Here is a 12,217-nt window from a genome sequence, read left to right on the forward strand (position 1 = left end):
TCAGCGGGCGGTTCCCGGTAGAGGAGTCAGTCGCTTGGCGACTCCGCAGTCTCTCGCTCCGACAGGGGGCCACTGTGTCGTTGTTCGAGCAGATGTCGCGGCCGGACACGGGACTGTGCCGGCGATGTATCGTCCTACGTTGTCCCGCTCAGGGAGGGTGCTTCTACTTGTCGGGAAGACGGCCCTGTCCTGCACCGGGGTCGAGCAAACCCTGACCCGACGCCAACGCCCATGCCTTATGGTGCTCCACTCGGACAGTCCCAGCCGGTCATTCTTTCAGTGCCCATAAAGACCGGACCGACACGCTCTTTTGCGGCATTTTTTAGCTCCGACGTAGACGCTGAGCGCCTCCGTCCACCTCGAGGACTCGCGTAGTCCCACCACTACCGTCGTCGCCCCCGCCTCGTTAATACCGCGGATCACCTCATCGTGCGGGTGCCCATATGCTCCAGAGGCTCCGAACACGTGGGTTGGAAGGCGCGTGGGATCGGGATCAAACCCCTGAAGCAACTCGATTTTCCAGTCATCGCGCGCGCCATGATGCGAGGGAGCAAAAGTACCCACGAGGGGTTTACGGCTGTGGAACGCGGTGTTGACCTCGTTCACGCGAGCCTTCGACCGCAGATCCGCGTCTCCCAAACCCAGCCATCCTGGCCGAGGCCCCCAGGCCCCGATTTCTGCGCGCTCGGCGGGGTTAGCACGTGCCCTGTAGACACGCGATCGCGAATTAGGCGGAGGCCCGGAATACAACATCATAGATGTCAAGTTCTTGTTGAACGAGGATCCGACGGTTCGCATGGCCTCCTCGTAAGCATCCGTCAGAAGCTCCCTATGGTTCCGTACGAGGTCGTTGACCTGAGCAGGCTGATCGAGATCCCTGGCGTCTGTGATGAGCTTGGCCCTGATGAGCGCACTGACGAACGCTGGAGAAGCATCTAGGGCCTGCTGGGCCACGAAGGTCACCCACTCCCAAACAACTTCCCCATCCGTCGACGCGGTTATCCGTGCGGGCTCGACGTCGAGTATGAGGTTCGCATCAAGCTGAGCTCCAGCAACTTCATCCCTGGTCAGTCCCTCCGGGGCCTCTGTCACGCCCCGATTGAGTGGGATATCTGCAGATGTCGTGGGTCCGATCACCACAACGCTCGCTGGCTCTGCCTGGCCTTGCGTCAAAGAGGTCAGTGCGCCAGGCGGATTGATGATGAGCTCCTCGTAGAAACCCTGGACATCTGGCGGGGCCTCGGTGAGGCCCAATGTCAGATTCGCTGCGAAAGTCAATAACCTTTCAACGGCAGGGACCATGGGTATGAAAAAGCGGTCTACTGTTGCGCCAGCGATCAAGGACGGCAGCCCGGACACATGGTCGAAGTCGAAGTGCGAAAGAAACAGAAGGCGGATGTGCTGCGTCCGTTCGGCGCTGACTCCGACCTCCCGTTGTAGTGAGGCCTGATTAGGCGCCCGATCGAGGGCGCCGCAGTCGTACACGTAGTCCACCGCGCTGGCGGATGACTCGATTCGGCCGCTATGGAAAAAACCATTCCCAACCGCCCATTGAGTCCTGCTCACATTCAACTTCACGACCACGTCGACCCCCTCGGCACTCTTGACCCGCCATCCAACGCGCATTAACCCCCACGTCTATCAGACGCGACGCTCGAATCTGCCATCGAGATGGCAGATTCTTGGTCAGGGGCACTTGTGATTACTCGGGAAAGATCTCAATCCATCGCACCGCTTCGGGCCGGGGTGAGGGAGCGGCCCATGAACTGGTCGCCATTGAGCAGACTAGATCCATGTCCAGGCACTTACCGCTGATGCGGGCGGTCGCTGTGCTCGCGCTATGTCTTCTCTCGACCGCCTGCTCGCCCTCGAGCGACAACCCGGCAGCTGCCGGGCGTGGGGGTGCCGCGCGGGCGGTGCGCCTGCCCGACACGTCGGGCGGGTTCGACTACCAGCTCGGCGGCAAATATTCGCCACCGTCCGGGGTCACGATCGTCGAGCGCGATCGAACCGCCGATCCTTCCGGTGCGGGGTACGACATCTGCTACGTCAACGGCTTCCAGACCCAGCCAGACGAGTCCGAAGCCTTCGTTGTGGCCCACCCCGAGCTATTCGTGCAGACCGGGGCCGGCCCGCTCGTCGACGAGGGGTGGCCCGACGAGTACCTCTTCGACACCTCGACCGCTGACAAGCGTGCTGCGCTCGCCGAGCTGGTGGGGGAGTGGATCGACGGATGCGCTGCCGACGGCTTCGCTGCAGTGGAGATCGACAATCTCGACTCGTACCCGCGGTCGGGCGGAGCCCTCACGGTCGACGACAACCTCGCCCTCGCCGCAACCTATGCACAGCGCGCTCACGCCGCGGGGCTCGCCATCGCGCAGAAGAACACGGTCGATCAGGTATCCGCGCTTCGCGCCCGGGGGTACGACTTCGCGGTGACCGAGTCGTGCTCCGAGTTCGAGGAGCACCACGGGGTACACCGCGGAGTACCCCGTGGTGCTCGACATCGAGTACGGCGAATCCGCGCTCGATCACTGGCTCTTCAAGCAGTGGGTGGCGGAGGTCCAGAGGACGCGTCACCGTTGACTGGCGGCGGGTACTCCGGTACGTCACCCGCGACACCTGAGCAGTTCTGCGCTACGCCTCGCGGAGGTCGCGCAAGTGCGGCTGCGCACCCTGACACACGGCACTGATTAAGCGCTCGATCAGCGTTGCGCGCTCGCGAAGGAAGCCCTCAAAGTCGGGCTTCACCGCGTCCCGCAGCTCCGCTCCGGCGGGCTGGTCGTACGGTCCGGCCGACGCGACCGCTTCGTACGGAACGAGGTGGGAGTCGAGACGGTCGCGGACGTCGCGCGGGTCAGGGGCGCTCTCCGCGCGTCGCTCGAGGTACGCGATGGGGTCTGACCTGCCGATGGTCCGGTTGGTCTTCCAGGTGATGAGCACGCAGTTCAGCGCGAGCATCGAGCCGGTGCCAGCTTCGGTAAGGAGCTGGTTGGGGAACACGCGGTGATACTCGCGTCGGGTCACGTTCGCCGCCGAGATGACGGTGTCGTCCGCGAAGTCGCGGGCACCGAGGTAGTTCGACGCCGCGAGCACGGCGCGCGAGAGCGAGTTCTTGTTGCGCGGCCAGGGAGCGCTCATCAGCTCCCGCGCACCAGGCAGCGGGTAGAGGTCGTCGCTGAACACGGGGACGCCGCTGTCATCGCCTGTGCCCCCAGAATCGCCGAGAGGCCGCGATAGTCAGCGAACGCCCGCGTAGCGGCTGTCGCCTCGTAACGGTTGGTGAAGAACGACCGCCACGCGTACCGACGCATCAGTCGATCCACGCTGGCGCGCCTTTCCCCATCCTCCGGGGCATCGGCGAGGAGCGCAGCGATCACAGGGAACGGAACGGCGGAAGGCAGCCGCTCGCCGTCAAAGATCCGAAGCGACTCCATCAAATGAATCGCCCGGGCGAGCCCGCGCTTCATCCGGGGGCCAGTTCTCGACGAACACTGCGTAGTCCATGTCGAAGTAGCCCCGCTGATTTGGGAGCTTGTGCTGAAGCAGCGCCGAGGTCTGGAGAACCGCGTTATCGAGTGAGAGGAAGTGCCTTGGCCTCGCGTGCTCAGCATCGAGTGCTGACTCCATCTCTTTCAGCCGGTTACCTGTCGCACCCTCAAGCTCCGCAACGACGATGTCGTAGGCCTTCAGCGGCTTAGCGTTCGTGTTCATGTTCACGAACACGCTGAGCGCAGTGTCCTTACTTGTCGTCGCCGGAAGGCGGAGGTACGGCAGGTTGGGGTGCCGGACTGTCTAACGCTTCGCGTTTATTAGCGTCTTCAATTTGTCGCGTAACGCGGTCACGTTCGCAGATATCTCTTTGAAGACGGAGATCTCCGTGACATCTGCGCCGGGCTCCAGGTGGCTCGTCGCCGTGTCCACCCAGTTGGTGACCTCGTCGCGAGCAGGATCCAGGAGACGTACGGGGGCGAGGCCCCGACGGAGACACTCCCGCGGCGAGTCAACCCACACCGGGAACCATGTCCCGCTGCCGTTGAACCAACGCCGCTCCACGCGGACCGAGACATCGTCGTCATCGTTGCGCGGGTCGTCATCGAGCTCCGGAACGTGAAGGAAGTATGTGAGCTTCTCGTCCTTGTCGCGAAGCGCGCGGTACAGGGCGGTGAGTCGCTGCTGACCGTCCAGGAGGTGCTCGGTCACCGACTCGCTCGTCTCCGGCGCCGACTTCAAAGGGCGAGAGACGAACTGCTCTCTGTCGCCCACGTTGAGCACGAGCGCGACCCCGAGAGGGAGGTCGTGGATGACGGTGTTCAGCATCGACACGACCCGCTTGGGCTCCCACGCCACCCCTCGCTGGAAGCTCGGCAGACGCAGTTGGCCGCGGTCGACGCTGATTAACCAGTCCTTCACCGTGCGGTTCTGTGCTTCGCTACCTGCGCCCATAGCCGGTGTCCACTCCGAATGCTCCACTGCGACATACGTGGGGACTCTTCCCCACGAGCCATCCTGCAGTATCGCTGCAGGATGGCTCGAGACTGGCTCGCGGCCTGCGGTGCGTGGGGAACTTGACCCGCCCGCTGCGGGTTCGATGTCGGGTGTGCCGCGTAATGTTGGCCGCAGCGCAGCAATGAGACGCTGCGCTTTCGTAGGCCCGGCGAGGGTGGGGAAGTGCCAGCGGTGAGTGAAGCGAACCAGCAGCTAGCGCGAGCGTTGCGTAGTCAGATCAAGTCTCGGGATCGTGTTCGAAACCTCGCGGAGGTGTATACACATCAGCGAGAAGTCAACGCGATGCTCAATCTTGTGCCCGACATGTTCCCGTCCGTTCAAAACCCAGGCAACACCGACCGCAAGTTCTTCGAGCCGTCCTGCGGGTCCGGGAACTTTCTCGAAGAGATTCTCGAGCGCAAACTCGCTTTCGTGACGACGGAGCGGTACGGAACGGGCCAGCGCTATGAACACCGCATTCTCCGCGCACTGGCCAGCATCTACGCCGTCGACATCAACGAGGAGAACGTCGAAGAGTCTCGAGATCGTCTGCGTGCTGTGATCACCTCCCACATCGACAATGACATGAACACGCGTGCAGTGTCCGCGGGCTTTTCGGACGCGGTCGAGGTCATCCTGGAGACGAACATCGTCCTTGGCGACTCCATGCTGCGACGCGGCGACATCACGCTCGTCGACTACCAGCCTGGCAAGACCGGCACGTTCACACGCGAATGGTCGCAGTTGGACGCACAAGACGGTGACCTCTTCGCGTTGTTCGCACCTCGAGACGGCGCGCCAGTGCATTACCGGGATCTCCGCTCTAGTCCGGAACCCACGGCGTCGGCGGGAGGCTCGCGATGACCGTCCTCGCCACGAGCCGGAAACACATCCCCGACATCCTCGATTGCCTAGCGCAACTCTCGAACGACGAGGTTCCCACGCCGCCCAAGTTCGCCAACCAGATGCTCGATATTCTTCCGCCGTCGGTGTGGAGCGACCCCGACCTCAAGTGGCTGGATCCGTTCGTAAAGTCCGGGGTCTTTCTTCGCGAGATCGCGACTCGTCTCCTGGCGGGACTGGCGGAGTGGGAACCGGACTTCGAAAAACGTCGCGACCATATCTTCCGGAACATGCTGTTCGGAACGTCGATCACAGAGATGACAGGTCTTGTCGCGCGTCGAAGCCTGTACTACTCGCGAGATGCGTCCGGAGAAGTGTCTGTCGTGCAGTTCGATACGCCGGACGGAAACGTGCCCTTTGTCCCCGCGTTTCACACGTTCAAGAACAAACGCTGCGTCATATGTGGCGCTTCGGAAGACATCGAGCGCGGCGAGAATCGCGAGAATTACGCATACTCATTCATCCACGGGGCATACCCGACCGAGGAGCTGAAAGACATGAAGTTCGACGTCATCGTCGGGAACCCTCCATTCCAAATGGAGGACGGTGGCCACGGCACGAGTGCGACGCCGATCTACCAGAACTTCGTCGAAGCCGCCATCGACATGAATCCGCGCTACGTATTGATGATCACACCTTCACGATGGTTTGCCGGGGGCAAAGGCCTCGACAAGTATCGAGACCGCATGCTCAACGACCGACACATGCAGCACCTCGTCGACTACCCCAAGCTCTACGACGGATTTCCCGGAGTGAAGGTGCGCGGCGGGGTGTCGTATTTTCTCTGGAGCCGCGATCATAACGGGCCATGCACGATACAGACGATGTGGGATGGCAAACCCGTCGGGGAGCCGGTGGCGCGATATCTGAATGCCTACGATGTGCTCGTCCGGCGCAATGAGGCCATCAGCATCCTGGAGAAGGTTCGAGCGAAGGGTGAGCCGACTCTTGAGTCACGCGTTTCCAGCAGAAAGCCGTTCGGGTATCCGACCAACTTTCACGGCGCGCCATCGCCCACAGGCTTGACCGACGCGGTCAAGCTGTTCGGTTCGCAACGGGTGTCATGGGTTGAACGCTCGACGATTCCGCTTAACGACGCGTGGATCGATGACTGGAAGGTCTTCGTCACTCGAGTGCAAGGGACCAGCTCCGCGGTCGAGACGATGTTTCTCGGCCGTCCAATCGTTGGAGGCCCCGGCACCGCATCTTCGGAGACCTATCTCGTAGCTGGAAGGTTCAAAACGTCGGCGGAGGCGGAATGGTATGCGGCCTACCTTCGGTCGCGCTTCGCACGGTTTCTCGTGTCGCTGCGCAAGTCGACGCAGGATGCCGCACGGGGCGTGTACTCGTTCATCCCTGACCTCCCCATGGATCGCCAGTGGACGGACGAAAAGCTTTACGAGCGGTATGGACTTACCGACGACGAGATCGAGTTCATCGAGTCGCAGGTAAGAGAGATGCCGGCCAACGCACAGGTGGTGGACGAGTGAGCGTCAACCCGAACGATCCGTCCGTCCCGAAACGCATCTACGCTGTCACGGCCGACGGCGGTCGCGATGTCGAATGGTCCCGAGACGTGAACGGGACCATCATCACGGGCACCGGGCGCATTAAGGTCGGCGACACCACCCTCGGCGAAGGCAAGCAGCGCGTGAAGCAGTGGGCCGGGACGATGTTCCCCGGACTGGCCGGTGTCGACATCCTCCTGGATGAACTTGCCGATAAGTCGGAGGGCACGTATTTCCGCGACTATGCAGTCCACAATGTCCTGACTGACGCAGGCGTACGACGTGACCAGGAATGGTTCGAGTGCACCCTTGATGAAGTGCGTGCCGCCATTGTCGCGGTTAGGCAGAACCGCCCGTACGACGTGAAGCGGATCCTGGACTTTGGCCTTCGCCCCGAGCAGCAGGACGCAGTCGATGAGACTGCTCGGTATTTCAAACAGCACGCCGGCGAGAGTGGTGCGTTGCACTACTTGTGGAACGCGAAGATGCGCTTCGGCAAGACGTTTACGGCCTACAAGTTGGCCGCCGACATGCATTGGTCGAGAGTGCTCGTGCTCACTTACAAGCCCGCCGTGCAATCCGCCTGGAAGGACGACCTTGCGTCCCACGTGGATTTCGCGGACTGGAGGTTCGTCGACCGTACCGTTGACAGCGACGACGCCGACCAGATCGCATCCAGTACAGCTCCGTTCGTCTGGTTCGCGTCTCTCCAAGACCTCAAGGGCAAGACGGCGGATGGTCGGATCAAGAAGCATAACGAGACGATCCACCTTATTGACTGGGACGCCATCTTCATCGACGAGTATCATTTCGGTGCTTGGCGGCAGACCGCCCGGGACCTTTATGACCCGTCCGAGACGGCGCTTGCCGAAGAGGAGGCGCCAGAGGACGACCTCGTCGAGGAAGACTTCGGGCTCAAGGCGAAGCATTACCTCTACTTGTCCGGCACCCCGTTCCGAGCCATCACGAATGGCGAGTTCACCGAAGACCAGGTCTTCAACTGGACGTACATCGACGAGCAGAAGGAGAAGGAGCGGTGGTCGAATCCTGACGTCGAGAACCCGTACCTGGACCTTCCGCGAATAGAGATGTACACCTACCGCATGGGTGCCGCCGCCGAAGCGTGGGCCGACGACGGTGAGTTTAACGGCTTCTCGCTGAATGAGTACTTTCGGGCAGCGAAGAAGGATGGCGGCGGAAAGTACGACTACGGCTTTGCCGATTCCGACCGTGTGCTGGAGTTCCTCGAGATGTTGCGCGGGAAGCTGTCCGACCAGCAGAAGACGCACATTATCAGCGGGCAGAAGCCCCCGTTTCCCTACGAGTCGGGCCGGTTTGCATACGGCATCCGACACTCGGTTTGGTACATGGACGATGTCGCAGCTTGCTGTGCGATGAGGGATCTCCTGGAGGGGCACCCGTACTTCAAGGACTTCGTCATCCACGTCGCCGCGGGCGCGCGCGCTGGCCAGGGCGCGAAGGCGAAGAAGCCCGTCGAGGATGCCATCGCGTCGGCAGAGCGTGACGGTAGGGCGGGCTCGATTACTCTGTCGTGCGGCAAGCTCATGACCGGCGTCACCATCAAGCAATGGGGAGCCATCTTCATGCTCCGCAGCCTTAAAAGCCCCGAGTCGTACTTCCAGGCAGCGTTCAGAGTGCAGTCACCGTGGGCTATCTCCCGGGCCGGCGAGCCCAAGAAGGTTGTGAAACCCACTTGCTACGTGTTCGAGTTCGATCCGAATCGTGCGCTCAGCCTCCTCGCGGAGTACGGCACGAAACTCGCCAATAGTGAGAAGGAGCAGCCGGAGAAGGTGCTAGGCGAGCTCATCAACTACCTGCCGATCTTCGCGTTTGATGGCGCACGTATGGCCAAGCTCGACGCCACCGAAGTCCTCAACTGGGCGTCTGCGGGAATCGGCGCGACGGCGTTGGCGCAGCGATGGAACTCGCCCCTACTTGTCGATGTCAACGATGCGACCTTGCAACGACTTCTCGGCAGCCCGGAACTACTCGCGTCGCTCGAGCAGATCGAAGACTTCCGCAACCTCTCGACCGAAGTTGGCAAAATCATTACGGCCAACAAGAAGCTCAAAGACACCAAGCGCGAGAAAGCCGAGAAGGGTGAGCCGCTCGACGACGATGACAAGCGACAGGCACGCGAGAACGCGAACAAGCGGAAGGAGATTCGAGAGAAATTGCAAAAGTTCATCGCGCGCGTCCCGGTGTTCATGTACCTCACTGACCATCGCGAGAGCGCACTGGTCGACGTCATTACCTCGCTCGATCCTGCGCTCTTCGAACGAGTGACGGGTCTCACCATCGGCGACTTCACGATGCTCGCGGACCTCGGCGTCTTCAACACGCAGCACCTTAACTTCGCGATTCACCAGTTCCGCCAGTTCGAGAACGCGAGCTTGCGATACGCCGAGGAGGATCCGTTCCAAGCACTCGGTGGCAAGGTCGGCGTCTGGGACACGGTCGTGGATACCGGTCCAGAATCCAGCTCACCTCCTGTCCAAGCGCCGTAGGTTCCACGGTTCCGCCGCCCCAGGATGTCTGAGGCGTCTCATAGCATGGGCCAAACGTCGGTGCATACCCCACGGGCGCTCAGCGCGAAATTGTTGCGCGCGATTCGACCGGGGTTGGCGATGGCGGGGCGACCGACGGCGATGAGGTCGGCGATGTTCTCCTCGACGGCCGTGACGGCCTCGTCGCGCGTGGTCATGCGCGAGAAGCCGGAGTTGACGATGAAGGTGCCGCCGAAGGTGCGGCGGAGATCCTGGATGAGGTCGCTCGAGCGGTCGGCATCTAAGAGCCGGCGGGCGGCCGCGACGCGAAGCAGGTGCGCGCCGCGACCCTGAACGTCACTCCGCCGCGACCGACACACTCCACGTCACACCGAACCGGTCGGTCAGCATCCCGAACCCCGCGCTCCACGCCGATGCGGCCAGGGGCTCGACGATCGTGGCATCCGCCGCCAACCCATCCCAGTAGCCCTGCAACTCCTCGAGCGTGGGCGAGCTGATCGCGACGAACACCGCCTGGTCGGTGATCGTCGTGTTGTTCTCGCGGTGGGTGGCGCCGCCGCCGGCGATGCCGCCCTCGGTGCGGTCGGGGATGTCGTAGCCCATGAGGCGGAAGCCGTTCTCGGCGGCGACGAGGCCGAAGACGACTTTGTCGGATCCGGGGGTCTCGGCCGGCATCCCGAAATCGGCGTAGGTGGTGACGACGAGGTGTCCGCCGAAGACGGACTGGTAGAACGCGAGCGCCTCACGGGCGTCGCCGCGGAAGTTCAGGTGGGTGGTGGTCTGCACGGACATGTCTGCTCCTCGATGTGTCGGCCCGCGGGGCTCGTACATCGAAGATCTCAGCCATGTAGGTCGGGTTCTGTCCGGTACTCGAAATATCGTGGATGCCATGGCCACGACGTCTCGTTTGCTCACCCTGTTGTCGCTCTTGCAGGCTCGGCGCGACTGGCCGGGATCGGTACTGGCGTCGCGGCTTGAGGTCAGCGATCGCACGGTGCGGCGCGATATCGACCGTCTGCGCGAGATGGGCTACCGCATCGGCTCGACGATGGGCCCCGACGGCGGCTACCGCCTCGAAGCGGGCAGCGACATGCCTCCGCTGCTGTTCGACGACGATCAGGCGCTCGCGGTCGCGATCGCGCTGCGTGCGGCCCCGGCGCTGGGGGCGGGCATCGGCGAGGCGGCGGTGCGCGCGCTCGCGACCATGCGGCAGGTGCTGCCGTCGCGGCTGCGGCATCGGCTCGACGCGGTCGAGGTGACGACGGTCGGGCGTGCGGGCGAGGCGCCAGCGCCGGTCGTTCCGCTCGACGTGCTGTTGTCGCTCGCCCAGGCGCTGCGCGACCGGGTGACGGTGCGCTTCGACTACCTACCGCGGGGCGAGGGAGACGCGCAGGCCCGTCGGGCGGAGCCGCATCACCTCGTCGCGTCGCAGGGCCGGTGGTACCTGCTCGGGTGGGACCTCGACCGGGAGGACTGGCGGTTGTACTCGGCGGATCGAGTGCGACCGCGGATGCCGTCGGGGGCGCCGTTCACGCCGCGGGTCGTGCCGGGCGGCGACGTCGACGCGTTCGTTTCGGCGCGATTCAAGGGGTCGGACGTGAACGAGTGGCCCTGCCGGGGGACGGTGTTGCTGCATGCGCCGGCTCGCGACGTGCTGCCCTTCGCGGGAGACGGTGTTGTCACAGCCGTCGACGACGACCGCTGCACACTTGAGGTGGGGTCGTGGTCGTGGGGTGCGCTCGCCGCATCGTTCGGGCGGTTCGAGGTGCCGATGGAGGTCTTAGGGCCGCCGGAGTTGGCGGAGGCGTTCGCGGTGCAGGCGGGGCGGTTCGCGGCGGCGGGCACTTCCGCGGCGGAGTCCCGGCGAGGAAGCTAGCGACATGACCCAACCCCTCCGCTACGCCATCAACGTCACCCTCGACGGCTGCGTCCACCACGAGGCGGGCCTGCCGCCGGACGCCGAGTCCATGGCGTTCTGGACCGACGAGCTGCGCCGCTCGGGCACCCTGCTCTACGGCCGCGTGACGTACGAGCTCATGCAGGGGGCGTGGCGTCGACCGGAGTCGGGGGAGTGGCCCGAGTGGATGGATGCCAGCGAGGTGGCGTTCTCGGAAGTGATGGATCCGATGCGGAAGGTCGTGGCATCCAGGTCTCTCGACGTTGTCGATTGGAATGCCGAGCTGATCCGCGGCGATGTGGTGGAGGCCGTTCGGGCGCTGAAGGAGCGTTCTGGCCGGGGGATCGCGCTGGGCGGTGTGCAGCTGCCGGCGGCGCTCGCCGCGCACGGGCTCATCGACGAGTACACATTCGTCGTGCACCCGGTGATCGCGGGGCGAGGGCCGCGGTTGCTGGATGGCATCCGGGATCAGATGACGCTCGAGCTGGTGGAGCAGCGGTCGTTCGGGTCGGGTGCGTCGATGCGGAGGTACCGTCCCGTCCGCTGAGATGCACCCGCTCGACCGCGGGACCCCACACGCCGCCGGCCGACCCGGGGCCGGCGGGGATGCGCGGCCGGAGCGGATTGAGACCGCCGCCGCCGCCGGCGCGGATGCGCGGCCGGAGGGGATCGAGATCGACCGCCGCCGGCTGTCGGTCGCGGCGCTCGAGTCGGCGGGCCCGCCGAGCGCGCTCGCCGAGTCGCAGGATGCCGACGCCCGCTGAAGCCTGAGTGCGCCTGGGGCGTCAGGTATGAATCCGCTGAGCGCTTCGTAGACTGATCGCGGCTCGCCCGTCTCCGGGGAGCATTTCTACTCTGGTCACGGCTTTCGACGTGACCCTTTCCGTGGGGGA

General features: G+C 63.7%; 13 protein-coding genes. 7 read left to right on the forward strand and 6 right to left on the reverse strand.

From position 1 onward, the window contains the following. Positions 1-276: 276 nt before the first annotated feature. Entirely contained in the window at positions 277-1,584 is a 1,308-nt protein-coding gene (locus QE392_RS03865) for a hypothetical protein (protein ID WP_307448168.1), read from the reverse strand. Positions 1,585-1,793: 209 nt separating this feature from the next. On the opposite strand from QE392_RS03865, the gene QE392_RS03870 reads away from it, so the two are divergent. After that, positions 1,794-2,693: an endo alpha-1,4 polygalactosaminidase gene (locus QE392_RS03870; RefSeq protein WP_307448170.1), complete on the forward strand. Its 900-nt coding sequence runs from the start codon at positions 1,794-1,796 to the stop codon at positions 2,691-2,693. Here QE392_RS03870 and QE392_RS03875 read toward each other — a convergent pair. The 3 genes from QE392_RS03875 to QE392_RS03885 form a co-directional block, all read right to left on the reverse strand. Next, positions 2,638-3,186 carry a hypothetical protein gene (locus tag QE392_RS03875; RefSeq protein ID WP_307448173.1) on the reverse strand — a complete coding sequence of 183 codons (549 nt, stop codon included), beginning with the start codon at positions 3,184-3,186 and terminating at the stop codon, positions 2,638-2,640. The two genes, QE392_RS03870 and QE392_RS03875, sit on opposite strands and share 56 nt — an antisense overlap. 228 nt (positions 3,187-3,414) lie before the next feature. Further along, a complete protein-coding gene (locus QE392_RS03880) occupies positions 3,415-3,714 on the reverse strand; it encodes a hypothetical protein (protein ID WP_307448175.1) in 300 nt (99 codons plus the stop codon). An 81-nt stretch (positions 3,715-3,795) separates the two neighbouring features. Continuing rightward, positions 3,796-4,446 (reverse strand): DUF262 domain-containing protein, encoded by a 651-nt coding sequence (locus tag QE392_RS03885; RefSeq protein ID WP_307448177.1) that lies wholly within the window; start codon positions 4,444-4,446, stop codon positions 3,796-3,798. Between the two features lie 315 nt (positions 4,447-4,761). On the opposite strand from QE392_RS03885, the gene QE392_RS03890 reads away from it, so the two are divergent. From QE392_RS03890 to QE392_RS03900, 3 genes are read left to right on the forward strand one after another with little or no spacing between them, the layout of a single operon-like run. Continuing rightward, a complete protein-coding gene (locus QE392_RS03890; RefSeq protein ID WP_307448179.1) occupies positions 4,762-5,352 on the forward strand; it encodes a hypothetical protein in 591 nt (196 codons plus the stop codon). Beyond that, a complete protein-coding gene (locus QE392_RS03895) occupies positions 5,349-6,881 on the forward strand; it encodes an Eco57I restriction-modification methylase domain-containing protein (RefSeq protein WP_307448181.1) in 1,533 nt (510 codons plus the stop codon). Before QE392_RS03890 ends, QE392_RS03895 begins: the two co-directional genes overlap by 4 nt. Continuing rightward, positions 6,878-9,427: a DEAD/DEAH box helicase family protein gene (locus QE392_RS03900; RefSeq protein ID WP_307448183.1), complete on the forward strand. Its 2,550-nt coding sequence runs from the start codon at positions 6,878-6,880 to the stop codon at positions 9,425-9,427. The genes QE392_RS03895 and QE392_RS03900 overlap by 4 nt, the downstream gene beginning before the upstream one ends. Before the next feature lie 38 nt (positions 9,428-9,465). Here the strand turns inward: QE392_RS03900 and QE392_RS03905 are convergent, their stop codons facing one another. Together QE392_RS03905 and QE392_RS03910 are read right to left on the reverse strand one after the other, a co-directional pair. Continuing rightward, positions 9,466-9,786 carry a hypothetical protein gene (locus tag QE392_RS03905; RefSeq protein WP_307448186.1) on the reverse strand — a complete coding sequence of 107 codons (321 nt, stop codon included), beginning with the start codon at positions 9,784-9,786 and terminating at the stop codon, positions 9,466-9,468. Further along, positions 9,764-10,219 (reverse strand): VOC family protein, encoded by a 456-nt coding sequence (locus tag QE392_RS03910; protein WP_307448189.1) that lies wholly within the window; start codon positions 10,217-10,219, stop codon positions 9,764-9,766. The genes QE392_RS03905 and QE392_RS03910 overlap by 23 nt, the downstream gene beginning before the upstream one ends. Positions 10,220-10,316: 97 nt before the next feature. Here QE392_RS03910 and QE392_RS03915 point away from each other — a divergent pair, with 97 nt between their 5' ends. Genes QE392_RS03915 through QE392_RS03925 form a run of 3 tightly spaced genes read left to right on the forward strand, consistent with a single transcriptional unit; the run spans position 10,317 to position 12,088 of the window. Beyond that, positions 10,317-11,303, forward strand: a complete 987-nt coding sequence (locus QE392_RS03915; RefSeq protein ID WP_307454011.1) for a helix-turn-helix transcriptional regulator — start codon at positions 10,317-10,319, stop codon at positions 11,301-11,303. 4 nt (positions 11,304-11,307) lie between these two features. Next, positions 11,308-11,871: a dihydrofolate reductase family protein gene (locus QE392_RS03920; RefSeq protein WP_307448192.1), complete on the forward strand. Its 564-nt coding sequence runs from the start codon at positions 11,308-11,310 to the stop codon at positions 11,869-11,871. Position 11,872: 1 nt separating this feature from the next. Continuing rightward, positions 11,873-12,088, forward strand: a complete 216-nt coding sequence (locus tag QE392_RS03925) for a hypothetical protein (RefSeq protein ID WP_307448195.1) — start codon at positions 11,873-11,875, stop codon at positions 12,086-12,088. Positions 12,089-12,217 lie beyond the last annotated feature (129 nt).

It is taken from the genome of Microbacterium proteolyticum (genome assembly GCF_030818075.1).
Taxonomy (GTDB): Bacteria; Actinomycetota; Actinomycetes; order Actinomycetales; family Microbacteriaceae; genus Microbacterium; species Microbacterium proteolyticum_A.

Coding starts and splice junctions, on each gene's coding strand:
- QE392_RS03870 (WP_307448170.1), top strand. CDS start 1,794: ATGTCCAGGCACTTACCGCTGATGCGGGCGGTCGCTGTGCTCGCGCTA.
- QE392_RS03880 (WP_307448175.1), bottom strand. CDS start 3,714: ATGAACACGAACGCTAAGCCGCTGAAGGCCTACGACATCGTCGTTGCG.
- QE392_RS03885 (WP_307448177.1), bottom strand. CDS start 4,446: ATGGGCGCAGGTAGCGAAGCACAGAACCGCACGGTGAAGGACTGGTTA.
- QE392_RS03895 (WP_307448181.1), top strand. CDS start 5,349: ATGACCGTCCTCGCCACGAGCCGGAAACACATCCCCGACATCCTCGAT.
- QE392_RS03910 (WP_307448189.1), bottom strand. CDS start 10,219: ATGTCCGTGCAGACCACCACCCACCTGAACTTCCGCGGCGACGCCCGT.
- QE392_RS03915 (WP_307454011.1), top strand. CDS start 10,317: ATGGCCACGACGTCTCGTTTGCTCACCCTGTTGTCGCTCTTGCAGGCT.
- QE392_RS03920 (WP_307448192.1), top strand. CDS start 11,308: ATGACCCAACCCCTCCGCTACGCCATCAACGTCACCCTCGACGGCTGC.
- QE392_RS03925 (WP_307448195.1), top strand. CDS start 11,873: ATGCACCCGCTCGACCGCGGGACCCCACACGCCGCCGGCCGACCCGGG.